This window comes from Pseudomonas xanthosomatis, from assembly GCF_019139835.1.
GTDB lineage: Bacteria > Pseudomonadota > Gammaproteobacteria > Pseudomonadales > Pseudomonadaceae > Aquipseudomonas > Aquipseudomonas fakonensis.
Window position 1 is genome coordinate 2327636 of the sequence record NZ_CP077075.1, and the last position, 24781, is coordinate 2352416.

24 protein-coding genes are annotated in these 24781 nt (G+C 60.4%); all 24 read left to right on the top strand.

Annotation, left to right across the window (positions count from 1 at the left end; translation table 11 throughout):
* Positions 1-100 precede the first annotated feature (100 nt).
* The 24 genes from KSS93_RS10360 (at position 101) to KSS93_RS10475 (ending at position 24771) form a co-directional block, all read left to right on the top strand.
* The gene (locus tag KSS93_RS10360) at positions 101-2341 is read left to right on the top strand and encodes a bifunctional prephenate dehydrogenase/3-phosphoshikimate 1-carboxyvinyltransferase (RefSeq protein WP_217888192.1); all 2241 of its coding nucleotides are present in this window, start codon (positions 101-103) and stop codon (positions 2339-2341) included.
* A complete protein-coding gene (cmk, locus tag KSS93_RS10365; RefSeq protein WP_217888193.1) occupies positions 2338-3024 on the top strand; it encodes a (d)CMP kinase in 687 nt (228 codons plus the stop codon). Before KSS93_RS10360 ends, cmk begins: the two co-directional genes overlap by 4 nt.
* Before the next feature lie 123 nt (positions 3025-3147).
* A complete protein-coding gene (gene rpsA / locus KSS93_RS10370; protein WP_217888194.1) occupies positions 3148-4824 on the top strand; it encodes a 30S ribosomal protein S1 in 1677 nt (558 codons plus the stop codon).
* Positions 4825-5091: 267 nt separating this feature from the next.
* Positions 5092-5391, top strand: coding sequence for an integration host factor subunit beta (gene ihfB / locus KSS93_RS10375; RefSeq protein ID WP_217842315.1), 300 nt, complete (start codon positions 5092-5094; stop codon positions 5389-5391).
* A 20-nt stretch (positions 5392-5411) separates the two neighbouring features.
* Positions 5412-5675 (top strand): LapA family protein, encoded by a 264-nt coding sequence (locus KSS93_RS10380; protein WP_217888195.1) that lies wholly within the window; start codon positions 5412-5414, stop codon positions 5673-5675.
* 104 nt (positions 5676-5779) lie between these two features.
* Complete coding sequence (locus KSS93_RS10385; protein ID WP_217888196.1) at positions 5780-7222, top strand: MBL fold metallo-hydrolase; 1443 nt, start codon at positions 5780-5782, stop codon at positions 7220-7222.
* Positions 7223-7414: 192 nt separating this feature from the next.
* Positions 7415-8728 (top strand): UDP-N-acetyl-D-glucosamine 6-dehydrogenase, encoded by a 1314-nt coding sequence (gene wbpA, locus KSS93_RS10390; RefSeq protein WP_217888197.1) that lies wholly within the window; start codon positions 7415-7417, stop codon positions 8726-8728.
* A 16-nt stretch (positions 8729-8744) separates the two neighbouring features.
* Positions 8745-9695 carry a UDP-N-acetyl-2-amino-2-deoxy-D-glucuronate oxidase gene (wbpB, locus tag KSS93_RS10395; protein ID WP_217888198.1) on the top strand — a complete coding sequence of 317 codons (951 nt, stop codon included), beginning with the start codon at positions 8745-8747 and terminating at the stop codon, positions 9693-9695.
* 7 nt (positions 9696-9702) lie between these two features.
* Positions 9703-10284 carry a UDP-2-acetamido-3-amino-2,3-dideoxy-D-glucuronate N-acetyltransferase gene (wbpD, locus tag KSS93_RS10400; protein ID WP_217888199.1) on the top strand — a complete coding sequence of 194 codons (582 nt, stop codon included), beginning with the start codon at positions 9703-9705 and terminating at the stop codon, positions 10282-10284.
* Between the two features lie 102 nt (positions 10285-10386).
* Positions 10387-11469 carry a DegT/DnrJ/EryC1/StrS family aminotransferase gene (locus KSS93_RS10405; protein ID WP_217888200.1) on the top strand — a complete coding sequence of 361 codons (1083 nt, stop codon included), beginning with the start codon at positions 10387-10389 and terminating at the stop codon, positions 11467-11469.
* A gap of 86 nt (positions 11470-11555) precedes the next feature.
* Entirely contained in the window at positions 11556-12305 is a 750-nt protein-coding gene (gene hisF, locus KSS93_RS10410) for an imidazole glycerol phosphate synthase subunit HisF (RefSeq protein ID WP_217888201.1), read from the top strand.
* Positions 12302-12910: an imidazole glycerol phosphate synthase subunit HisH gene (gene hisH / locus KSS93_RS10415; RefSeq protein ID WP_217888202.1), complete on the top strand. Its 609-nt coding sequence runs from the start codon at positions 12302-12304 to the stop codon at positions 12908-12910. Before hisF ends, hisH begins: the two co-directional genes overlap by 4 nt.
* Positions 12911-12917: 7 nt before the next feature.
* Positions 12918-14135: an N-acetyl sugar amidotransferase gene (locus KSS93_RS10420; protein ID WP_217888203.1), complete on the top strand. Its 1218-nt coding sequence runs from the start codon at positions 12918-12920 to the stop codon at positions 14133-14135.
* Positions 14136-14155: 20 nt separating this feature from the next.
* Positions 14156-15133, top strand: coding sequence for an NAD-dependent 4,6-dehydratase LegB (locus tag KSS93_RS10425; RefSeq protein WP_217888204.1), 978 nt, complete (start codon positions 14156-14158; stop codon positions 15131-15133).
* A 9-nt stretch (positions 15134-15142) separates the two neighbouring features.
* Positions 15143-16294 carry a LegC family aminotransferase gene (locus tag KSS93_RS10430; protein ID WP_217888205.1) on the top strand — a complete coding sequence of 384 codons (1152 nt, stop codon included), beginning with the start codon at positions 15143-15145 and terminating at the stop codon, positions 16292-16294.
* On the top strand, positions 16291-17445 hold the full coding sequence (gene neuC, locus KSS93_RS10435) for a UDP-N-acetylglucosamine 2-epimerase (protein WP_217888206.1): 1155 nt from the start codon (positions 16291-16293) through the stop codon (positions 17443-17445). Before KSS93_RS10430 ends, neuC begins: the two co-directional genes overlap by 4 nt.
* Before the next feature lie 3 nt (positions 17446-17448).
* Positions 17449-18531 (top strand): N-acetylneuraminate synthase, encoded by a 1083-nt coding sequence (gene neuB, locus KSS93_RS10440; protein WP_217888207.1) that lies wholly within the window; start codon positions 17449-17451, stop codon positions 18529-18531.
* Positions 18528-19163 carry a NeuD/PglB/VioB family sugar acetyltransferase gene (locus tag KSS93_RS10445; RefSeq protein WP_217888208.1) on the top strand — a complete coding sequence of 212 codons (636 nt, stop codon included), beginning with the start codon at positions 18528-18530 and terminating at the stop codon, positions 19161-19163. Before neuB ends, KSS93_RS10445 begins: the two co-directional genes overlap by 4 nt.
* Before the next feature lie 3 nt (positions 19164-19166).
* A complete protein-coding gene (locus tag KSS93_RS10450; protein ID WP_217888209.1) occupies positions 19167-20204 on the top strand; it encodes a nucleotidyltransferase family protein in 1038 nt (345 codons plus the stop codon).
* Positions 20205-20206: 2 nt separating this feature from the next.
* Positions 20207-20890 (top strand): acylneuraminate cytidylyltransferase family protein, encoded by a 684-nt coding sequence (locus tag KSS93_RS10455; protein ID WP_217888210.1) that lies wholly within the window; start codon positions 20207-20209, stop codon positions 20888-20890.
* Positions 20887-22143: an oligosaccharide flippase family protein gene (locus tag KSS93_RS10460; RefSeq protein WP_217888211.1), complete on the top strand. Its 1257-nt coding sequence runs from the start codon at positions 20887-20889 to the stop codon at positions 22141-22143. Before KSS93_RS10455 ends, KSS93_RS10460 begins: the two co-directional genes overlap by 4 nt.
* A gap of 10 nt (positions 22144-22153) precedes the next feature.
* A complete protein-coding gene (locus tag KSS93_RS10465; RefSeq protein ID WP_217888212.1) occupies positions 22154-22798 on the top strand; it encodes an SGNH/GDSL hydrolase family protein in 645 nt (214 codons plus the stop codon).
* Positions 22798-23811, top strand: coding sequence for a Gfo/Idh/MocA family protein (locus KSS93_RS10470; RefSeq protein ID WP_217888213.1), 1014 nt, complete (start codon positions 22798-22800; stop codon positions 23809-23811). The genes KSS93_RS10465 and KSS93_RS10470 overlap by 1 nt, the downstream gene beginning before the upstream one ends.
* A 3-nt stretch (positions 23812-23814) precedes the next feature.
* Positions 23815-24771 (top strand): Gfo/Idh/MocA family protein, encoded by a 957-nt coding sequence (locus KSS93_RS10475; protein ID WP_217888214.1) that lies wholly within the window; start codon positions 23815-23817, stop codon positions 24769-24771.
* Positions 24772-24781 lie beyond the last annotated feature (10 nt).

Here is a 24781-nt window from a genome sequence, read left to right on the forward strand (position 1 = left end):
CTGGACTGCAATCGCCGGCAAGCCGGCTCCCGCAGGATTGTGCAGGAGCCGGCTTGCCGGCGATGGGCCTTACCAAGACTTCTGAACAGGGTTCGCACTCGTGGTCAATGCTGTAACAAACAACTCCGCGCCAATCATCAACCGCCTGGTTGTGGTTGGCTTGGGCCTGATCGGTGGCTCCTTCGCCAAGGGCCTGCGTGAAAGCGGGCTGTGCCGCGAAGTGGTCGGCGTCGACCTCGATGCCGAGTCGCGCAGGCAGGCTGTGGTGCTGGGCGTGGTCGACCGCTGTGAGGCTGATCTGGCTGCGGCCTGCGTCGGGGCTGACGTGATCCAGCTGGCGGTGCCGATCCTGGCCATGGAAAAGCTGCTGGCGCGCCTGGCGCAGCTGGACCTGGGCCCGGCAGTCATCACTGATGTCGGCAGCGCCAAGGGCAATGTCGTGCGCGCTGCCCGCGAGGCTTTAGCCTCGGGGCTTTCGCGTTTCGTCCCCGGGCACCCCATCGCCGGCTCCGAGCAGAGCGGGGTGGAGGCCTCCAATGCCGCGCTGTTCCGCCGCCACAAGGTCATCCTCACGCCGCTGGCAGAAACCGACCCGGCCGCCCTGGCCCTGGTCGACCGCCTGTGGCGCGCGCTGGATGCCGACGTCGAGCACATGCCAGTGGAGCGCCATGACGAAGTGCTGGCCGCCACCAGTCACCTGCCGCACCTGCTGGCGTTCGGCCTGGTCGACTCGCTGGCCAAGCGCGATGAAAACCTGGACATCTTCCGGTACGCTGCGGGGGGCTTTCGCGATTTCACGAGAATCGCCGGTAGCGACCCGATCATGTGGCACGACATCTTCCTCGCCAACCGGGAAGCGGTCCTGCGCACCCTCGATACATTTCGCAGCGACCTCGACGCCTTGCGCGACGCGGTCGATGCTGGGGACGGGCACCAACTGCTGGGTGTTTTCACCCGCGCCCGGGTTGCCCGCGAGCATTTCAGTAAAATCCTGGCCCGCCGGGCCTATGTGGACGCTATGAACGCCAACGACCTGATTTTCCTGGCCCAACCTGGTGGCCGCGTGTCCGGACGGATTCGCGTACCAGGCGACAAATCGATCTCCCACCGCTCGATCATGCTCGGCTCGCTGGCCGAAGGCACCACTGAGGTGGAAGGCTTCCTCGAAGGCGAGGACGCTCTTGCCACGCTGCAGGCCTTCCGCGACATGGGTGTGGTCATCGAAGGCCCGCACCACGGCCGCGTGACCATTCACGGCGTTGGCCTGCACGGCCTCAAGCCGCCGCCTGGCCCGCTGTATGTCGGCAACTCCGGCACTTCGATGCGCCTGCTGTCCGGCCTGCTGGCTGGCCAGTCGTTCGATGTGACCATGACCGGCGATGCCTCGCTGTCCAAGCGCCCTATGAACCGCGTGGCCAACCCGCTGCGGGAAATGGGCGCGGTGGTCGAGACCGGCCCTGATGGCCGCCCGCCGCTGACCATTCGCGGTGGCAGCAAGCTCAAGGCCCTGACCTACACGCTGCCGATGGCCAGTGCCCAGGTCAAATCCTGCCTGCTGCTGGCCGGCCTGTATGCCGAAGGCAAGACCACCGTCACCGAGCCTGCGCCGACCCGTGACCACACCGAGCGCATGCTGCGCGGTTTTGGTTATTCGGTCGACAGCAACGGCCCGGTTGCCTCGTTGCAGTCTGGCGGCAAGCTGACCGCGACCCGCATCGAAGTGCCGGCGGATATTTCCTCCGCGGCGTTCTTCCTGGTGGCTGCGTCCATCGCCGAAGGTTCCGAGCTGGTGCTCGAGCACGTTGGCATCAACCCGACCCGTACCGGTGTCATCGACATCCTGCGCCTGATGGGCGGCGATATCTCCCTGGAAAACCAGCGTGAGGTCGGCGGCGAGCCGGTGGCTGACCTGCGCGTGCGCGGGGCGAAGCTCAAGGGCATCGACATCCCCGAAGAACTGGTGCCGCTGGCTATCGACGAGTTCCCGGTGCTGTTCGTCGCCGCGGCCTGCGCCGAAGGGCGTACCGTACTGCGTGGCGCCGAAGAGCTGCGGGTGAAGGAGTCCGACCGCATCCAGGTGATGGCTGACGGCCTGATCACCCTGGGTGTGAAGTGCGAGCCAACCCCGGACGGTATCATCATCGACGGCGGCCAGATCGGTGGCGGTGAAGTGCATGGCCACGGCGACCACCGTATCGCCATGGCCTTCAGTGTTGCGTCGCTGCGCGCCAGTGCGCCGGTGCGCATCCATGACTGCGCCAACGTCGCCACCTCGTTCCCCAACTTCCTGGCGCTGTGCAAGGAAGTCGGCATCCGCGTCGCCGAAGAGGTCAAGCCGTGAATTCGCAAGCACCGGTCATCACCATCGACGGGCCGAGCGGCTCGGGCAAGGGCACCGTTGCCGGCCTGTTGGCCCGTGAGCTGGGCTGGCACCTGCTGGATTCCGGCGCCCTGTACCGGTTGCTGGCCTTCAATGCCAGCAATCACGGTGTCGACCTGACCAACGAAGAGCTGCTGACCAAGCTTGCCGCCCATCTGGATGTGCAGTTCATCGCCGCCCAGCCCGGCAAGCTTCAGCAGACCATCCTCGAGGGTGAGGATGTCAGCCAGGTGATTCGCACTGAGACTGTGGGCGCCGGTGCGTCCATGGTTGCTTCGCTGCCGGCGGTGCGTGATGCGCTGCTGGGGCGCCAGCGGGCGTTTCGCGAAATGCCCGGGCTGATCGCCGACGGCCGCGACATGGGCACCGTGGTGTTCCCCGACGCGCCGCTGAAGGTCTTCCTCACCGCCAGTGCCGAGGAGCGTGCCCGCCGCCGTTACCTGCAGTTGAAGGGCAAGGGTGAAGATGTTAGTCTGTCGAGTCTGCTAGATGAGATCCGTGCACGCGATGAGCGTGACACCCAGCGCGCAGTGGCCCCGCTCAAGCCGGCGGCCGATGCCATTCAGCTGGATTCCACGGAGTTGTCCATCGAGCAGGTGCTGCAACGCATCAGAAGTGAGCTCGCCCTGCGCGATCTGGTCTGATGGAGAGGAGAGCAGGCAGGGGCACCAGTCAACGTCCTGTCAGCGCTTCTTAACTTAACGAAACCCACATTGTCTGGAATGTGGCTATGGGCGTTTGTTTCGCCCGAATCTACAGGAATTAAAATGAGCGAAAGCTTTGCAGAACTCTTTGAAGAAAGCCTGAAAACCCTCAATCTTCAGCCGGGTGCCATCATCACCGGTATCGTTGTCGACATCGACGGCGACTGGGTTACCGTACACGCTGGCCTGAAGTCCGAGGGCGTCATCCCGCTCGAGCAATTCATCAACGAAGCTGGCGAACTGTCCATCAAGGTCGGTGACGAAGTTCACGTTGCGCTGGACGCGGTCGAAGACGGCTTTGGCGAAACCAAGCTGTCCCGTGAAAAAGCCAAGCGCGCCGAGTGCTGGATTGTTCTGGAAGCTGCTTTCGCTGCCGAAGAAGTGGTCAAGGGCGTTATCAACGGTAAGGTTAAAGGCGGCTTCACTGTCGACGTTAACGGCATCCGTGCGTTCCTGCCGGGCTCCCTGGTTGATGTCCGCCCAGTGCGCGACACCACCCACCTCGAAGGCAAAGAGCTGGAATTCAAGGTCATCAAGCTGGACCAGAAGCGCAACAACGTTGTCGTTTCCCGTCGCAGCGTCCTGGAAGCCGAAAACAGCGCCGAGCGCGAAGCTCTGCTGGAATCGCTGCAGGAAGGCATGGGCGTTAAAGGTATCGTCAAGAACCTCACCGACTACGGTGCGTTCGTTGACCTGGGCGGCGTCGATGGCCTGCTGCACATCACCGACATGGCCTGGAAGCGTATCAAGCACCCGTCGGAAATCGTCAACGTTGGTGACGAGATCGACGTCAAGGTCCTGAAGTACGATCGCGAGCGCAACCGCGTTTCGCTGGGTCTGAAGCAACTGGGTGAAGACCCATGGGTTGCTATCAAAGCCCGTTACCCAGAAAACACCCGCGTCACCGCTCGTGTTACCAACCTGACCGACTACGGCTGCTTCGCTGAGCTGGAAGAAGGCGTTGAAGGCCTGGTACACGTTTCGGAAATGGACTGGACCAACAAGAACATCCACCCGTCGAAAGTCGTTCAGGTTGGCGACGAAGTGGAAGTCATGGTTCTGGACATCGACGAAGAGCGTCGTCGTATCTCCCTGGGTATCAAGCAGTGCAAATCGAACCCATGGGAAGACTTCTCCGGCCAATTCAACAAGGGTGACAAGATCACCGGTACCATCAAGTCGATCACCGACTTCGGTATCTTCATCGGCCTGGACGGCGGCATCGACGGTCTGGTTCACCTGTCCGACATCTCCTGGAACGAAGCTGGCGAAGAAGCCGTGCGTCGCTTCAAGAAGGGCGACGAGCTGGAAACCGTCATCCTGTCGGTTGACCCGGAGCGCGAGCGCATCTCCCTGGGCATCAAGCAGCTGGACTCCGATCCGTTCACCGACTACGTCGCGCAGAACGACAAGGGCGCTATCGTCAAAGGTATCGTCAAGGAAGTCGACGCCAAGGGTGCAATCGTCACTCTGGCCGATGACATCGAAGCTTCTCTGAAGGCTTCCGAAATCAGCCGTGACCGCGTTGAAGACGCCCGTAACGTGCTGAAGGAAGGCGAAGAGATCGAAGCCAAGATCATCAGCGTTGACCGCAAGTCCCGCGTTATCAGCCTGTCCATCAAGTCGAAGGACGATGCTGAAGAGCGCGAAGCCATCCAGAGCCTGAAAAACGCTCCGGAAGCGGCTGCCGATACCACCATGGCTGCGCTGCTGCGCGAAGCAATGGCCAAGCAGAACTGAGTTCTGTTTGATCGGTAAAAAGGGTGGCCTGCGGGCCACCCTTTTTTTTGCCTGCTTTTTCAGCCCAAACGCCATCAAACTGTAGGCGCCGGCTTGCCGGCGATGAGGCCGGGTCTGCACCCCACAAATGCCCCGGCACCACTTATTCTTAATCAGTCCATTCTTGAATTTTTTTGTTTAGTCAAGAACCACCCTGTTCAAATCCGCCGGAGCGTGCTACAAACTGATTAAGCAATGATCTAGCTGCTTGATAACGAAGGGAAAAATATGACGAAGTCGGAGCTGATCGAACGTATTGTCACCCATCAGGGGCTGCTCTCGTCCAAGGACGTCGAGCTGGCCATCAAGACCATGCTTGAACAGATGTCGCAGTGCCTGGCCACGGGTGATCGCATCGAGATTCGTGGTTTTGGCAGCTTTTCTTTGCACTATCGCGCGCCGCGTGTAGGGCGCAACCCCAAGACCGGTCAGTCGGTCAGCCTCGAAGGCAAGTACGTGCCTCACTTCAAGCCCGGCAAGGAGTTGCGTGATCGGGTCAATGAAGAAGAAGAGCATGAGCTCACCTGAACATTTGAAGGAACAGACTGATGCGTAACCTCAAGCGCGCCTTGCTGGCGCTGTTCGTGCTGCTGTTGGCGGCTGTGGTGTTGTTCTTCGTGCTGGAGAACCAGCAGACCGTCTCCCTCGTGCTGTTCGGTTGGGCGGCGCCGGCGGTGCCGGTGGCAGTGCTGGTGATCGCGGCCCTGGTGCTGGGCCTGGCAGTCGGCCCGTTGCTCGGGGCCTATGGGTTGATGCGCGGCAAGCGCAAGATCCGCGCTAGCGCACGGCAGGAAGCACTGGCTGGCAACTGAAGCGACCTTTCCTACGAAAAGTGTCGGACTCTTGGCCTTTGTCGAAGCCGCGCAGGGTGACTTAATGGGGCACTTTTTCCCATGGTCGCAAAGGACTCTGCGCAATGCTTTTTCCCTGCATTTCCCATCATGGTGGCACTCGCGGTGTCACCGGCTCCTGTCATCAACTGCATCTCGATAGCGACCACAGCCTGCTGATCGATTGCGGGCTGGAGCAGGGGCTGGAAGCCCGTGGTGCGTCGCCCGGCCAGCTTGGTTTCGATATTTCCGGTATCCAGGCGCTGATCATTACTCATGTCCACCTCGACCATGTCGGTCGCATTCCGGCGCTGTTCGCCGCAGGCTTTCGTGGGCCGATCTTCTGCAGCGAGCCCTCGGCCAGGCTGTTGCCGCTGGTGCTGGAAGATGCCTACAAGCTCGAGATCAGCCGCGAGCCTGCGCAGGTTGCCAGGTATCTGGCGTTTCTGCAGGAACGTATCGTGCCGCTGGCCTTCGAACGATGGCATGAGCTTGTCGAGCGGCCCGGCATGCGCTGTGCCATACGCCTTCAGCGCGCCGGGCATCTGCTCGGTTCGGCCTATGTCGAGTGCGAAGTCATGCTGGGTGAAGTGGCTACACGTGTGGTGTTCTCGGGTGACCTGGGCGCGCCGGACAATCCGCTGTTGCGCCCGCTGGTGCCACCGGAGCGCGCCGACCTTCTGGTGCTCGAGAGCACTTATGGCGACCGCCTGCACCCTGACCGCAGCGAGCGGCGCAAGGGCCTGGAGGCGGCCATCGACCGGGCGCTGGCCGATGACGGCACCATTCTCATACCGGCGTTCAGCCTGGGGCGCACCCAGGAATTGCTCTACGAGCTTGAGGATATCCTGCACCGCAAGGCCTTGTTGAACGAGCCCGGGGGCAGGGTGGAGGGTAACTTTCGCGATTGGTCGCGGCTGCCGGTGATTCTCGATTCGCCCTTGGCGCGGCGAATTACCGGCGTCTATCGCGAGCTGCACCAGTTCTGGCGCGCCGAGGCCAGTGGCCGTGTGCTTCAGGGGCGCGAGCCGCTGGGGTTTCGCCAGTTGATCACCATCGACAGCCATGCCCAGCACCAGCAAGTGGTGAACCACCTCAAAAGCACCGGGCGCCCGGCCATTGTCATTGCTGGCAACGGCATGTGTTCGGGCGGGCGCATCGTCAATTACCTCAAGGCCATGCTCGGTGACCCGCGGCATGAGGTGTTGTTCGTCGGTTACCAGGCCAAGGGCACGCCGGGGGCGGTGATACAAGCCAGTGAAGGGGCTGAGGGTTTCGTGCAGATCGACCTGGATGGGCAGATGTACGAGATTCGCGCCAAGGTGATGACGTTGGGTGGGTATTCGGGGCATGCGGATCAGGCGGGGTTGGTGCGTTTTGCTCTGGGCTGTGTTGGCCCCGGGGCGCGCGTGTTGTTGGTGCATGGTGATGATGGAGCCAAGCGGGCGCTGGCCAGGGTGCTGGAGGCTGCGTGCGTGAAGGCCGGATGCAGGGTAGAGGTGACCATTGCCGCAGGTATGTCTTGCTGATCGTCAATGGTTGATGGCTTTTTGCCCTGTTTATGCATTGCGCGAGCGCTGTTCTGATTGCCGGTGGCCATTTTTCAGAAGCCATCACGCTGCAGTAAGGGCATAATACGCCGTTTACATTTCGGTGCGCGTTCACGCGCCCGCGATCGGTGCTTGAACCGCTCAAGCGTTAGGGAAGGGAGTTACAGCAATATGTCGGTTACCAAGCAGGACACCATCGCCAGGTTCAAGAACCGCGAGGCCCTGATCGGCATCGTCGGGCTGGGTTATGTCGGCTTGCCGCTGATGCTGCGCTACAACGCGATCGGTTATCGCGTGTTGGGTATCGACATTGACGAATCCAAGACCACCCGGCTGAATGCAGGTGAGAGCTACATCGAGCACATTCCCGCCGAACATATCATTGCCGCGCGCAACAGTGGCTTCGAAGCAACCTGCGATTTTCAGCGCGTGGCCGAATGCGATGCCCTGATTCTCTGTGTGCCGACGCCGCTGAACAAATACCGCGAGCCGGACATGAGCTTCGTTATCAACACCACCGAAGCCATTCAGCCTTTCCTGCGCGCAGGCCAGGTGGTTTCGCTGGAAAGCACCACCTACCCGGGCACGACCGAGGAAGAGCTGCTGCCGCGTGTCGAGCGAGGTGGCCTGGTGGTGGGTGAGAGCATCTTCCTGGTCTATTCGCCGGAACGTGAGGACCCGGGCAACCCCAACTTCGAAACCCGTACCATCCCTAAGGTCATCGGTGGCCATACGCCTGCGTGCCTGGAAGTCGGTGTCGCCCTGTACGAACAAGCGATCGATCAGGTCGTGCAGGTCAGTTCGACCAAGGCTGCGGAGATGACCAAGCTGCTGGAGAACATCCATCGCGCGGTCAACATCGGCTTGGTCAACGAGATGAAAATCGTGGCTGACCGCATGGGTATCGACATCTTCGAGGTGGTCGATGCCGCAGCCACCAAACCATTTGGTTTCACCCCGTATTACCCGGGCCCGGGACTGGGCGGCCATTGCATCCCGATTGACCCGTTCTACCTGACCTGGAAGGCTCGCGAGTACGGCTTGCATACCCGTTTCATCGAGCTGTCCGGTGAAGTCAACCAGGCAATGCCTGAGTATGTGGTCACCAAACTGATGGACGGCCTGAACGACAAGGCCAAGGCGCTCAAGGGCAGCAAGGTGTTGGTGCTGGGCATTGCCTACAAGAAGAACGTCGACGATATGCGCGAGTCGCCCTCGGTGGAAATCATGGAACTGCTCGAGGCCAAGGGCTGCGTGGTGGCCTATAGCGACCCGCACGTTCCTGTGTTCCCGAAAATGCGCGAACACCATTTCGACCTCTCCAGTGTGGTGCTGACTGCACAAAGCCTCGCATCGTTCGATGCGGTAGTCCTCGCGACCGACCATGACAAGTTCGACTACGCACTGATCAAGCAACACGCACAACTGGTTGTCGACAGCCGCGGCAAATATCGTGCGCCGGCTGACCACATCATCAAGGCCTGATCCAGGAGTGTCACTTTTGAAACGTTTCGCCCTTATCGGTGCTGCCGGTTACATCGCACCACGCCACATGCGTGCCATCAAGGACACCGGCAACGAGCTGGTGTCGGCCTACGACATCAATGACTCGGTGGGCATCATCGACAGCTTGTCGCCGCAGAGCGAGTTTTTCACCGAGTTCGAGCGTTTTGCCGAGCACGCCTACCGCATCAAGCGCGACCCGGCCACAGCGCTGGACTACGTCGCAGTGTGCTCGCCGAACTACCTGCACCACGCCCACATCGCCGCAGGCCTGCGCCTGGGCTGCGATGTGATCTGCGAAAAGCCGCTGGTGCCCACGCCGGAAGTACTCGACGAGCTCGCGCAGGTCGAAAAAGAGACCGGCAAGCGCGTTTACAACATCCTGCAACTGCGCCACCACCAGGCGATTCTTGACCTCAAGGAAAAGGTCGCAGCCGAGGCGCGTGACGGCAAGTACGAGGTAGAGCTCACTTACATCACGTCCCGTGGCAAATGGTACATGGAGAGCTGGAAGGGTGACCCGCGCAAGTCCTATGGCGTGGCCACCAACATTGGCGTGCACTTCTACGACATGCTGCATTTCATCTTTGGCAAGTTGCAGCGCAACGTCGTGCACTTTGCCAACGACCACAAGGCCGCCGGTTACCTTGAGTACGAAAAGGCCCGGGTGCGCTGGTTCCTCTCGATCGACGCCCAGGACCTGCCTGAGTCGGTCAAGGGGAAGAAGCCGACTTATCGCTCGATCACCGTCGATGGCGAAGAGATGGAGTTTTCCGAAGGCTTCACCGACCTGCACACCACCAGCTACAAGGAAATCCTCGCCGGCCGCGGTTATGGCATCGAAGATGCGCGGCACTGCGTCGAAACGGTCAACACCATCCGCTCGGCCGCCATCGTCGCGCCGCAGCAGGGTGAGGGCCATCCGTTCCTTGCCACGCTGCAGCGCTGAGGTTGGGATGAACTATCAGGTGCATGCCTCAGCCATCATCGACGAAGGTGCGCAGATCGGCGAGGGCTCGCGGGTTTGGCATTTCGTCCACGTCTGTGCTGGTGCGCGTATCGGCAAAGGCGTGTCGCTGGGGCAGAACGTGTTCGTCGGTAACAAGGTCAGCATTGGTGACCACTGCAAGATTCAGAACAACGTGTCGGTGTACGACAACGTGACCCTCGAAGAGGGTGTGTTCTGCGGGCCGAGCATGGTGTTCACCAATGTCTACAATCCGCGTTCGCTGATCGAGCGTAAAAGCGAATACCGCGACACACTGGTGCGCAAGGGCGCCACCCTTGGTGCCAACTGCACCATCGTCTGTGGCGTGACCATCGGTGAATACGCGTTCGTCGGGGCGGGTGCTGTGGTCAACAAGAATGTGCCGGCCTATGCCCTGATGGTCGGGGTGCCGGCGCGACAGATCGGCTGGATGAGTGAGTTCGGCGAGCAGCTCGATTTACCCTTGCAGGGGCAGGGTGAAGTGGCGTGTGCACATAGCGGCGCGCGCTACCAGCTCGAAGGCAATTGCTTGCGCAAGCTTTGCCAGTAACCGCCCTGCGTTAACGGACCAATGGATTCAAACTGCTTTGGGTGCGTGCGCGGCGTCAGCCGCCTGCGCACTGAAAGCCCTTGACAGGACTTTGCGAGTCTCATGGATTTTATCGACCTAAAAACCCAGTACCAGCAGCTGAAGAGCCAGATCGACGCTGGTATTCAGCGAGTGCTGGCCCACGGGCAATACATCCTGGGGCCGGAAGTGGCTGAGCTGGAGCAAAGGCTCGTCGCGTTCACTGGCGCCAGGCATTGCATCAGTGTGGCCAATGGTACCGATGCTCTGCAGATCGCCCTGATGGCACTGGGGGTCGGGCCGGGCGATGAAGTCATCACTCCGGGCTTTACCTACATCGCGACGGCCGAAACCGTGGCGCTACTGGGTGCCAAGCCGGTTTACGTCGATGTCGACCCGCGCACTTACAACCTCGACCCATTGTTGCTGGAAGCGGCGATCACGCCTCGCACCAAAGCCGTCATCCCGGTTTCGCTGTACGGCCAGTGTGCCGATTTCGATGCGATCAACGCCATCGCCGCCAGGCACGGCATTACCGTCATCGAGGACGCGGCGCAGAGCTTCGGGGCCCGCTACAAGGGCAAGCGCTCTTGCAACCTGTCCACGATCGCCTGTACCAGCTTCTTCCCCAGCAAGCCGCTGGGCTGCTACGGCGATGGTGGGGCGATCTTCACCAGCGACGATGAGCTGGCGACCATCATGCGTCAGATCGCACGACATGGGCAGGACCGCCGCTACCACCATGTTCGGGTAGGTGTGAACAGCAGGCTGGATACCCTGCAGGCGGCGATTCTGTTACCGAAGCTTGCGGTGTTCGATAGGGAGTTGGCACAGCGTCAGCAGGTGGCAGCCGCTTATGCCGAGGCGTTGCAGGCCGTCGGCATGGCATCCCCCTTCGTCGAGGCGCACAACAGCAGTGCCTGGGCGCAATACACTGTTCAGGTCGACGAGCGCGACAAGGTACAGGAAACGCTGAAAACCTTGGGGGTGCCGACCGCCGTGCATTACCCTATACCGCTGAACCGCCAGCCGGCCGTGCGTGACGATACGGCTTGCTTGCCCATTGGCGACCTGATTGCTAGCCGGGTCATGAGTTTGCCGATGCATCCGTACATGACCGCTGAAAACATCAGCCTGGTTGTTTCGCATCTGGCTGCCAGCCAATAACGATTGTTCGAGCCTGTTGCCGCTGCGTATCGCGCAGTGCGATGGGTTCGATTCTTATACTTTTATGGAAGTTTTTGAGGTGCCGTATGCGGGTTATCGCAAAGCTGGACGTCAAGCCGCCTCAGGTGGTGAAACCCGTTCATTTCGAAGGGTTGCGCAAGATCGGGCTGCCAGAGCAATTGGCCCGTACCTACTACGAGCAGGGGGCTGACGAGGTCTTCTACGTGGACATCGTCGCCAGCCTGTATCGCCGCGAAATCCTGCTTGAGCAAATTGCCGCAACTGCCCGCAACCTGCTGGTACCCTTTGCCGTGGGCGGCGGGGTGCGCACTGTCGAGGATTTCACCCGGCTGTTCCATCATGGCGCTGACAAGGTCGTGATCAACACAGGCGCCCTCAGCGACCCAGGCATCATTGATGCTGCCGCCCGTGTGTTCGGCGGGCAGTCGGTGGTACTTAACGTCGAAGCCAAGCAGCTGCCCCAGGGCGGCTGGACGTGCTACAGCGACTGCGGGCGCATTCCCTCCGGGCGCGACCTGCTGGCATGGGTCAAGGAAGCCGAGGACCGTGGTGCCGGTGAGATCCTGCTGCAGTCGGTCGACACTGATGGCCGTCGCCGCGGTTTCGATGTCGAACTGGTCGGTGCGGTAGTCGATGCGGTGCGTATTCCGGTCGTCGCTGCCAGCGGTGCGGGTAACCTCGATCACATTCTGGACGTGGTCCTGCAGGCCAAACCCAGTGGTATCGCCGTGGCATCCGTGTTGCACTATGGTCAGGCCGACATTGGTCAGATCAAGCGTCATCTGAAAGAGAACGGTGTGGAGGTAGCCCTGTGAGTCAGTGTGTAGGCGTAGTCGATTACGGTTCGGCGGGGAATACCTTCAGCATCGTGCGTGCACTGGAACTTGCCGGCGCGCAGCCACGCGTCGTCAAAACCCCGCAAGAGCTGGCCGGCGTAGACAAACTGGTATTGCCAGGTGTCGGTAGCTTTACCGACGGTATGGCCGAACTGAATGCTTCCGGCATGGCCGGGGCGGTACGTGAGTGGGCGGCAAGCGGGCGCCCTCTGCTGGGTATCTGCCTTGGCATGCAGATCTTGTGTGATGTCGGTTTTGAGTTTGGGGAAACCCAGGGCCTGGGCCTGATCCGCGGTGAAGTCCGTGCGATGCAGTGCAAGGGCGTTGTGCCTCACATGGGGTTCAGCCGCGTAGCGGTACAGGGTGAATCCCCACTGTTCAAAGGGCTCGCCAGCGACGAGGCCCTGTATTTCATGCACACCTTTGAAGTACAGAACTACACCAACATCATCGCCTTGACCGAGTATGCCGGGCATCAGTTCGTGTCTGCGGTGCAACGCGATAACGTGTTCGGTGTGCAATTCCATCCGGAGAAAAGCCGCGAGGTCGGTATCCGGATTTTCCAAAATTATCTGTCGCTGTGAGCCCGGTATGACTGATCAAGCACGCTATGGCCGCTACGGCCTGCCATTGGATATCCAGTTCTGCAAGAAGTGCGCGATGAACAACCAGCGCCCTTCTTCCACGGTTGAGTTCAAGAACAAACCGGGTGAAATCAAGAAAGCCATTTTCTTCGATGAACACGGCGTGTGTGATGCGTGCAACTTTGCCGAAAAGAAAAAAAGCATCGCCTGGGCGGATCGCGAACGCGAACTCAAGGAACTGTGCGATCGCCACCGTCGCTCCGACGGCCGCTACGATGTGGTCGTGCCGGGCAGTGGCGGCAAAGACAGCGTCATGGCCGCGCACGTGCTCAAGTACAAGTATGGGATGAATCCCATTCTGGTGACCTGGCCGCCGGCCATCTACACCGATATCGGCCGTCGCAATTTCGATGCCTGGATCAACGCAGGCTTTGCCAACTACACCTATCACCAGAACAAGAAGGTACACCGGACCCTCACCCGTCTGGCCTTCGAAAAGCTCTGCCACCCTTTCCAGCCTTTCATCCTGGGGCAGAAGAACCTGGCACCGAAAATGTCGGCGTTGTTGGACATTCCGCTGGTCATCTTCGGTGAAAACGAGGCCGAGTATGGCAATGCCATTCAAGACAACGACAAACCTACCCGTGACCCCAAGTACTACACCGCGCAAAACCAGATGGCGGACCTGTACCTGGGCGGCGTAAGCGCTCAGCAGCTCATGGAAGAGTACAAGTTCACCCTGGCAGACCTTGAAGCCTATCTGCCGGTGGACCCGTACCGCATCGAAAAAGTCGGCACCGAGGTGCACTACCTGGGTTACTACCTCAAGTGGCACCCCCAGGAAACCTATTACTTCTCGGTCGAAAACACGGACTTCATGCCCAATGACTTCCGCACCGAAGGCAGCTTCAGCAAGTACAGCTCCCTCGACGACATGATCGACTGGCTGCACTACTACACCACCTACACCAAGTTCGGCATTGGCCGTGCCACCTATGATGCGGCCCAGGAAATTCGCAACGGCGACATTACCCGTGACGAAGCGATCGCCTTGATCAAGCGCTTCGATGGCGAGTTCCCGGAGATTTACCAGCAGCAGTGCCTGGATTACATGGGGATTACCCAGGATCGCTTCCTTGAAGTGATCGAGGAATTCCGCACGCCGCACCTGTGGGAACAGACCTCTAGCGGGTGGGCGCTCAAGAAGCCTATCTGGAAAGCCTGAATCAGCGAAATAGGAACGTCATGAAAGCATTAGTTACCGGCGCCGATGGGTTCATCGGCTCCCACCTCACCGAACTGCTGGTTCGTGAGGGTTACACCGTCCGCGCACTGTCCCAGTACAACTCCTTCAACAATTGGGGCTGGCTGGAAGACGTCGACTGCCGCAATGCGATCGAAGTGGTCAATGGCGATGTGCGCGACCCGCATTTCTGCAAGCACATCACCCGCGATGTGGATGTGGTTTTCCACCTCGCCGCCCTGATCGCCATCCCGTATTCCTACGTTGCACCCGACAGCTATGTCGACACCAACGTCAAAGGCACGCTGAACATTTGCCAGGCGGCCAAGGAAAACGGCGTCAAGCGCGTGATCCATACCTCCACCAGCGAGGTCTATGGCACTGCGCTGTATGTGCCGATCGACGAAAAGCACCCGCTGCAGGCCCAGTCGCCCTACAGCGCATCAAAGATCGGTGCCGACGCCATGGCCATCAGTTTCTTTAACGCGTTCGATCTTCCTGTCACCATCGCCCGCCCGTTCAATACCTACGGGCCGCGCCAGTCTGCCCGGGCGGTGATTCCGACCATCATCACGCAGATCGCCAGCGGCCAGAAGCAGATCAAGCTTGGCGATGTATCGCCCACCCGTGACTTCAACTACGTGGCCGATACCTGCCGTGGTTTCCTCGAACTGGCGCGCTGCGACCAGGCCATTGGCGAGACCGTCAATATCGGCTCCAATTTCGAGATATCCGTCGGCGACACGCTGAACCTGATCAAGGACATCATGGGCAGTGACGTCGAGTTCCTGACCGACGACCAACGCCTGCGCCCAGGCAAGTCCGAAGTGTTCCGGCTGTGGTGCGACAACAGCAAGATCAATGGCATGACCGGTTTCAAGCCGGCATACAGTATCCGTGAGGGGCTGGAGAAAACCATCGAATGGATGGTGCGCCCGGCAAACCTGAGCAAATACAAGGCCGACATCTACAACGTCTGAGTGCACACCATGTTTGATGCCCTTGTCCGCTTCGTTCGCGAGCAATACCGAACTCAGGATTTCATCCCGCTGCATGCACCGGTTTTCAAGGGGCAGGAGTCGGGCTATGTCCAGGAAACCATCGAGTCGACTTTCGTTTCCAGCGTGGGGGCCTTCGTCGACCGTTTTGAAAAGGACGCAGCGGCCTATACCGGCGCTGCCCGTGCGGTCGCCACCGTCAACGGGACGGCCGCCCTGCACGCGGCACTGCTGCTTGCCGGCGTACAGCGTGATGAGCTGGTGATTACCCAGGCATTGACCTTCGTCGCCACCTGCAACGCCATTGCCTATTGTGGTGCGCAACCGGTGTTCGTCGACGTCGACCGGCACACCTTGGGCATGTCGCCGAAGGCGTTGCAGGGCTGGCTGGAGGAGCATGCGCGGCTCGATGTGGACGGCAATTGCCGCAGCAAAGCCGATGATCGGCGCATCGCGGCGTGCCTGCCGATGCACACATTTGGCCACCCGGCAGACCTGGACGGCCTGGTTCGCGTCTGTGAGCGCTGGAACCTGCCGCTGGTCGAAGATGCTGCCGAAAGCCTGGGCAGCCTCTACCGAGGCAAGCACACCGGCTCGTTCGGTTTGCTCGGCACGCTGAGTTTCAATGGCAACAAGATCATCACCACCGGTGGTGGAGGGATGATCCTGACCAATGAGGCGCTCGGCGCGCGGGCCAAGCACTTGACCACCACGGCCAAGCGCCCGCACCCGTTCGAGTACGTGCACGACGAAGTCGGCTTCAACTACCGCCTGCCCAACCTCAATGCGGCACTGGGCTGTGCCCAGCTTGAGCAGTTGGAACATTTCATCGCCTCCAAGCGCGAGCTGGCGTTGCGGTATGCTGCACATATGGCTGGCAGTGAGCTGACCTTCGTGCAGGAGCCTGAGCATTGCCGGTCCAACTACTGGCTCAATGCCGTGGTCTGCCCAAACCGCGAGCAGCGTGACAACCTGCTTCAAGCCAGCAATGGCGCCAACGTGATGACCCGGCCGATCTGGCAGCTGATGTGCGACCTGCCGGCGTACGCCCATTGCCAGCATGATGGCCTTGAGCAGTCGCGCTGGTTGGCCGAACGCATCGTCAACCTGCCGAGCAGCGTGCTGCCAGAGCACCTGTCGTGACACGCAAGGTCGCCGTCTTCACTGCTACACGGGCCGAATACGGCCTGTTGTACTGGTTGATGAAAGACATCCAGGCGAGCCAGGCGCTGCAGTTGCAGGTGCTGGTCAGTGGTATGCACCTGTCCCCTGAGTTTGGCGAAACCTGGAAAGACATCGTTGCAGATGGCTTTGCCATCGATGCCAAGGTCGAGATGCTGCTGTCGTCCGACACGGCGGTGGGGGTGGCCAAATCCATGGGCCTTGGCGCGCTCGGCTTTGCCGATGCCTTGGAACGCCTGGCGCCGGATATGCTGGTGGTGCTGGGCGACAGGTTCGAAGCCTTGGCCGTGGTGCAGGTCGCTGCGGTGATGCGCATCCCCGTGGCGCACCTGCATGGCGGGGAAATCACCGAAGGTGCCTATGACGATGCGTTCCGGCATGCCATCAGCAAACTGTCGTACCTGCATTTTGTCGCAGCCGAGCCCTACCGCCAGCGCGTGATCCAGATGGGCGAGGCGCCGCAGCGGGTATTCAACGTTGGTGCCTTTGGCCTCGATCACCTGCTGCGTACGCCGCGCCTGAGCCTTCAGGCGCTTTCCGAAAGCCTGGGGTTCACGCTGGACCGGCCGTTCCTGCTGGCCACCTATCACCCGGAAACTGCTGTCGAAAGCGATGCCACCGCGGTGTTCAGCGCCATGCTGGCGGCCTTCGATGCATTTGCCGGGTATCAGGTGATCCTGACCTACCCCAATGCAGACAACGGCGGGCGGGCGATCATCCCCCTGCTCGAGGCGTACGCGGCCGCCAATCCCCGGCGCGTGCTGGCCATTCCTTCGCTGGGCTTCAGGCGCTACCTCAGTGCCGTGGCCCTGGCCAGTGCAGTGGTCGGCAATTCATCCAGCGGTATCATCGAGGTGCCGGCATTCGGTGTGCCGAGCGTGAATATCGGTGCGCGCCAGCAGGGCCGGCTGGCCGCCGATTCAGTTGTGCATTGCCAGGCCGAGGCTGTTTCGATTCGCGAGGCATTGGCCAAAGCCTTGAGCCCGGACTTTGCCGAGCAATGCCGGCATGTCGTCAACCCTTACGGGCAGGGCAGGGCTGCGGCAAGCACGGTCCAGGTGCTTGAGCAACTCGATGCGGTTACCCCAAAATCCTTTCACGATCTGGTTTGAGCAATGAATTATTTCGAGCGCGGCGGTGTGTACATCATTGCCGAAGCGGGTGTTAACCATAACGGTGACTTCGACAAGGCGATGGCGCTGGTGGACGCGGCGGCGGCGGCCGGTGCCGATGCCGTCAAGTTCCAGACCTTCAATGCCCGCTTGCTGGCCTCGGCCAGCGCCCCCAAGGCCGCTTATCAGAAGCGCAACACCGGTGAACAGGACAGCCAGCTCGAAATGCTCCTGAAACTGGAGCTTCCCCACGCCTGGCATGCGCCATTGCAGGCGCGCGCCCGTGAGCTGGGGTTGGATTTCCTGTCCACGGCGTTCGATCACGAAAGCCTGCAGTTTCTCAATGGCCTGGATCTGCCGGTCTACAAGATCGCCTCCGGCGAGATCATCAACGGCCCGATGTTGTGGCATGTTGCCCGGGCCGGTCGGCCGATGATCCTGTCCACGGGCATGTCCACGCTTGGGGAGATCGATCAGGCGCTGGCGGTGCTCGCCCATGGCCTTGAATTCGATCAGCCACCGGCCAGCCTTGAGGATGTGTGGGTCAACTGGGCGCGCCCTCAGGCCCGTGCGCTTGTCGCCGAGCGGGTTGCGCTGTTGCACTGTACCTCGCAGTACCCGGCGCGGGCGCATGAGGTCAACCTGATGGCCATGGACGTGTTGCACAAAACGTTCGGCCTGCCGGTCGGCTATTCCGACCATACCGAAGGCGTACTGGCCTCTGTTGCCGCGGTTGCGCGTAGTGCCTGTATCGTGGAAAAGCACTTTACCCTGGACCGCAGCTTGCCGGGCCCAGACCACGCCGCATCCCTGGCACCGGACGAACTCAAGGCCATGGTTGCGCAGGTTCGCCAGGTTCAGCAGATGCTGGGGCAGGCGGTCAAGGCACCCCAGGCCAGCGAGTGGGATACCCGCAAGGCGGCGCGTCAGAGCCTGGTGTTCGCACGGGCCGTTGCCTGTGGCCAGCGCATCGTCGCCGAGGACCTGACCACGGCCCGGCGCGGTGCGGGGGTGTCCCCGATGCAGGCGTGGGACTTGGTCGGCCAGCTTGCCGAGCGTGATTACGCGGCAGGCGACCCGGCGTGAGCAGCTTGCCGGTAGTGCTGTTGGGCGCCGGTGGCCATGCACGGGTCGTGCGGGATGTGATCGGCCTGCGCGGGCTCACGCCGGTAGGCGTCAGCGCCCCGGAGTTGGCCAAGGGCATCGCTTGGCATGGCCTTGTGGCGGTTGGTGACGATGACGCGGTGTTGCAGATGGGCGGGCAGCAGGTCCTGCTTGCCAATGGCATCGGCGTGATCCCCGGGCAAGCGGTGCGCGTGCGCGTGCACCAGCGGTTTCAGGCGCAGGGGTTTCGGTTCGTGACCTTGGTGCACCCATCGGCGGTGCTCGCCGCTTGCGTCGAGCTGGGCGAAGGTGTCCAGGTCATGGCGGGTGCGGTCATTCAGCCCGGTAGCCGAATTGCCGACGGGGTTGTTGTGAATACCGGTGCGCTCGTTGATCATGAGTGCCATATCGAACAACACGCATTTATTGGCCCAGGTGCCACGCTTTGCGGCCAGGTCCGGGTCGAGGCGCGGGCGTTCATTGGTGCAGGTGCCGTAGTGCTTCCCGGCGTTACGGTGAAAAGGAATACGGTGGTGGGCGCTGGTGCCGTTGTCGTGTGTACCGTTGAAGCCGGTACCACGGTGGTGGGCAATCCAGCCCGCTGCGTGAGTTAGATCATGAAGAATTGGAAAAACATAGTCGTTTCGCCTCAAGCATCCTTGCGTGAGGCGATTCTCCGCATTGATGCCTCGGGAATCCAGATGGCCTTGGTGGCTGAGGAGGACATGCGCCTTGTGGGGCTGTTGACCGATGGTGATGTCCGTCGTGCCATCCTCAATGGCCAGGACCTTGATGGCCCGGTTGCTGCGTGCATGAACCCTCGCCCCAAGACCGGTTCAGCCCTTCTGCCGCGCGCTGAAGTGCTGGCGATGATGAGGCGCTTCACCTTCCATCACCTTCCGCTGGTCGATGAGAAAGGGTGCCTCACCGGGTTGGCAACGATAGACGATTTTCTCGGTGTGGAAGCCCGCGACAACTGGGTCGTGTTGATGGCCGGCGGGTTGGGCTCGCGCTTGCGCCCGCTCACCGAAAGCTGTCCGAAACCCCTGCTTGCGGTGGGTGGCAAGCCTATTCTGGAAAGCATACTGGAAGGCTTTCTCGAGCATGGTTTCCGGCGGTTCTTCATCTCGGTGAATTACAAGGCCGAGATGATCATGGATTACTTCGGCGACGGTGAGCGCTGGGGAGCCCGGATCGAATACCTGCATGAAAATGAGCGGTTGGGGACGGCCGGGGCTTTGTCGTTGCTGCCTGAGAAGCCCACGGCGCCATTGTTCGTGATGAACGGTGATTTGATCACGCAGGCGAACTTTGCAAAGATTCTGGACTTTCATGAGCAACATCAAGCCACTGCGACCATGGCGGTGCGTGAATATGATTTCCAAGTGCCCTACGGTGTCGTGAATGTCGAAGGCGTAAATATCACCGGTATTGAAGAAAAGCCGACTCACCGTTTTTTTGTCAACGGCGGGATCTACGTGCTTTCTTGCGAGGCTGTCGAGGCTATTCCTCAGCATACGTTCTTTGACATGCCGAGTTTGTTCCAGCGCCTGGGGGGCGAGCGCAAAAAGACAGCCGCTTACCCACTGAGGGAGTACTGGCTGGATATCGGCCGCCTTGAGGAATACGAACGTGCCCAGAGAGAGTGGGGCTAAGCATGTACCTGGGTAAACGTATTCTGGGTTTGATCACCGCGCGTGGCGGTTCGAAAGGCATACCACGGAAGAATCTGGTCAATGTAGGCGGCAAGCCATTGATTGGCTGGACCATTGACGCAGCGCTTCGATCCAGATTGCTGGACCGCCTCGTGCTGTCGAGCGACGATGAAGAGATCATTGCCGTCGCCCGCTCGCTGGGCTGCGATGCGCCCTTCGTTCGCGAAGCCGCGCTGGCCGGGGACACGGCCGGCAGCGCAGACGTTGTCATCGATTGCCTTGAGCGTGTGCCGGACTATGACTACGTCGTGTTGTTGCAGCCGACCTCGCCTTTGCGCAGTACCGAAGACATCGATGGCGTGATCCGTCAGTGCCTTGATGCGCAGGCGCCAGCCTGCGTTTCGCTTTGCGAGGTCGATGAAAGCCCGTTCTGGATGTACGCTGTGGGTGCGGATAAAACGATCGACCCCATCTTTAAAAACAGCTACGCCCGCCGTCAGGACTTGCCCGCCGTCTACAGTTTGAATGGTGCGGTCTATATCGCCGAAGCCGACTGGTTCAAGCGCACGCGAACCTTTTTGTCTGATGACACATGCGGTTATGTCATGCCCAGAGGGCGTTCCCTGGACATTGATACCCCGTCGGATTTGCAGTACTTGCAGTATGTCCTGAGCACGCCTCAATGAAGTTCGGTGTGCTCGGTAGCAATGTGGTGATCTATTTCCTGAGTAATGTCGCCAACGCTCTCGTCCCGTTCATTTGCTTGCCGGTGCTCACCCGCGTGCTGGGGCCGCTGGAGTATGGTTATGTTGCGGCCTTCACCATACTGTGCGCGTGTGCCACAGCCCTGATCAGCCTGGGTGTGGGCGGGGCTTTTACACGGCAGTTCTATCACCTGGATCAAGCGAAGTTTGCCGAGTTCGCGGGGACTGCGGTATTGCTGATTGCTGCGCTCACGCTGGTGGGCGCGCTGTCTTTCCATTTGCTTTCACCGTTGCTGGACGGCCGGCTGCCGCTGCCGGCCACCTGGATCAGTGGGGCCATCATCTCTGCCGGTGCGCTGGCGATCTGCAATGCCTGGCTCGCGTGTGCCCAGGTGCGCTCGCGGGCGTTGAGCTACGGGGCATTTCAAGTGTCGATGACACTGGTGAATATCTCGTTGTCCTTGTTGCTGGTCTTGTATTTCAACCTACAGGGAGCCGGCCGGGTTGTCGGGCAGGTTGCTGCCTTCTGCCTGTTCGCTGCCGTTGCAGTATTCAGCTTGTGGCGCTCCGGTTGGCTGGTGTTCACCGTGAAGCGCACCCACCTGCACTGGCTGCTCATGTTCGGGATACCTATCATTCCGCACTCGATCAGCGGTGTCGTCATTGCCATGTCGGACCGAATGGTCCTGGGCCATGTGGCGGGGCCGGCAGTGCTGGGTGTATATGCGGTGTCGGCTCAATTGGCCATGGCCATGGCGCTGATTGTCGACTCGGTGAACAAGGCCTATGTGCCCTGGCTGTACTCACGCCTTGCGCTGGATCAGCAGGCAATCAGGCGCCAGTTGGTACGCATTTCTTATTTGTACTTTGCCGGGGTGTTGTGCCTTGCCGCGCTTTTGTCGCTGGTGGTGCCGCCGTTCATCGGCCTGATTGCCGGCGCCCAGTTTGTCGAAGCTGAGCAGTATCAGGCGTGGTTGTTCTTCTCCGGTGCATGCACGGGCATGTATTACATGGTCGGGCTGTACATCAATTACGCTGCCAGGAACAAATACCTTTCCTTTGCGTCGGGGCTGGCGGCCTTGGTGACCCCGGTATTCTGTTACCTGCTGGTCGCATGGAACGGGCCGGTGGGCGCCGCGCAAGGGGCGCTGCTGGGGCAGGGGGTGTTGTTCTTGGCAACTTGGTATTTTTCAATGCGGGCCTATCCGATGCCATGGTTTAAAAAAGATGCGTAGGATATTGCTGTTGTCCGATAGCCTGGCGTTGGCGCGGCAAACTCCGGAGTCTCTTCAATTGGAAGACGCCTGGCCCATGTTGCTGCGCGAGCAAGTAGCCGACGCCGAGTGGTTGCAATTTTCCATGGGCGGGGCGACCTCCAGCGATTTGCTGGCGCAGTCGGAGTATTGGCTGCATGCCCGGCAGGATGTGAGTTGGCTGATCGTGCAGGCCGGCATCGTTGACTGCGCACCTCGGGCGTTCTCGCGCAATGAACTGGTTCAACAAAAAGCGCTGGCGTTGTTCACCCGGGTCTTTCCACGCAGCGGCCGGCGCCTGTTCGAGTGGCTACGACGCCGCCGAAATGTTTCCTATATCGGGCCTGAACGGTTTCGCCAGAACGTGCAAGCGTTTCGTGAGCTGGCCAATCGGCGCGGTATCCGGCTTTTGTGGCTCCCGGTACTGGGCGCCGAATTTTATGAAGGTATCCTGCCAGGTGTGACGGAAAAAATTGCGCAGACCAATGAGATCCTGCAGCAGGAGCTCGGCGGTGCGCTGGTGGATACTCGTTTGCCGGAGGCTTGGTACATGGCAGACGGCCACCATTTGCGTCTTGAGGCACACAGGCATCTGGCACACGTGATCTTGAAGCATATAAACGAGGAGCGGTATTGATGAGGTTTGCAATCATCGGCTTGGGGCGCATGGGGCGTCGTCATATCCAAGTGGCAATGAACCTGGGGTTTGAGGTGGTCGGTATCTACGACCTGTTCCAGGGCGCGATCGATGAGACACTCAAAGAGTTCCCCGCGCTGGCGGACAAGGTGTTCTCGAGTGCCGAGGCACTGCTGGATAACGCCCAAGGCGAGCTGCTGGCGGTTTCGACCACTGCGCCCAGCCATGCGCAGTTCGTTTGCCATGCTGCCCGTAGCGGGTTCCGCTACATCCTCTGCGAGAAACCGATGGCGGTGTCCCTGGCAGAAGCAGACGCTATGATTTCTGCATGCGAGGCGTCAGGCGCGGTGTTGGCCGTGAACCACCAGATGCAGTTCATGGAGCAGTACACCAAAATACGTGAGGCCATCGCGACCGGCGAGTATGGCGATCTGCGCAGCGTCACGGTGCATGCGTCGAATTTCGGCTTGGCCATGAACGCCGTGCATTACTTTGAGATGTTCCGCTACGTCACGGGCGAGAACCTGAAGTCTGTCCAGTGCTGGGTGGATGACGAGAAAGTGCCAAACCCACGTGGCCCTCAGTATTCGGATTACTCCGGCCAGGTGCGTGCGCTCAGCGATAGCGGTATTCGCTTCAACCTCGAAGCGGGCGGTGATCTCGGTCACGGCATTCAGGTCATCTATGGCTGCCGCAACGGGCAGATCATTGTCGATGAACTGGCAGGCCGTGTGCGGGCGATTCGCCGTCAGGAAGAGTTCCGGGACCTGCCAACCACGCGTTACGGTATGCCAGTCGTGGTTGAAGAGTTCTCGATCGCGCCGGCTGATGTGCTGACCCCCACTGCTGATGTCTGGAAGGCCATGCTGTCCGGAGCGTCGTTCCCCAACGGCGCGATTGGCCGGCATGCAATGGCCACACTGGTGGCGTGCTATGCCTCCGGTGAGGCCGATGGTCGCTTGACGGCAGTGGACGATTCGCTGCCTGCGCAAAAAACATTCAACTGGGCCTGACCGATGACCAAAAAAGTGAAAGTTGCGATTGTGGGTGCCGGTTACATGGCGTCCGAACATCTGAAGGCCTTTGAGGCTACCGGCGAGGCGCAAGTTGTCGGCATTACCTCCAGAACCCGGGAGCGTGCACAAGCCCTGGTCGCGGATCATGAAGGCATCGAGGTATTCGATAGCCTTGAGGTGATGTACGAGAAGACCCGTGCCGACATTGTTGTGGTCACGGTGACCGAGCTTCATATGGCCGACGTCGCCAAGCGTTGCTTCGAATTCCCATGGTTGGTACTGCTGGAGAAACCGGCAGGTTACAACCTGGCTGATGCCCGTGATATTCAGCAGGCTGCGCATGCCAAAAAGGCACGTGTTCATGTTGCGCTTAATCGCCGCGCCTATTCGAGTACCCGCCAGGCGTTGGACGTACTCAAGGGCAATGAGGGCCCTCGCTTCATCAAGGTGCTCGACCAGCAAGACCAGCATGCGGCGCTGACCATTCACAACAACCCCCCGCTGATGGTCGAGAACTACATGTTCGCCAACTCGATCCACCTGATCGATTACCTTCGGGTGCTGGGGCGTGGTGAGGTTGTTTCGGTAGAAAACATCGTCAAGTGGGACCCGGCAGCACCGGGTATCGTGTTGGCCTCGATCACGTTCTCCAGTGGCGATACAGGCCTTTATGAAGGCGTGTGGAATGGCCCGGGGCCTTGGGTGATTACCGTTAATACACCGGATAATCGTTTGGAAATGCGCCCACTGGAGCAGGTTTCGGTTCAGCTCAAAGGTGAGCGCCGTAGCCAGGCGCTGGACATCGAGGAAGCGGACTCCCTTTACAAGCCAGGGCTGCTGTTCCAGGCACAACAAGCCATTCTGGCCTCACAAGGGCAGGCCAACGTCTTGCCGGATATCGACGACTCCTTCAAGTCCATGGAGTTGGTGGCCAGCATTTTCAACATGGACGGTTGAAGGGCTCACG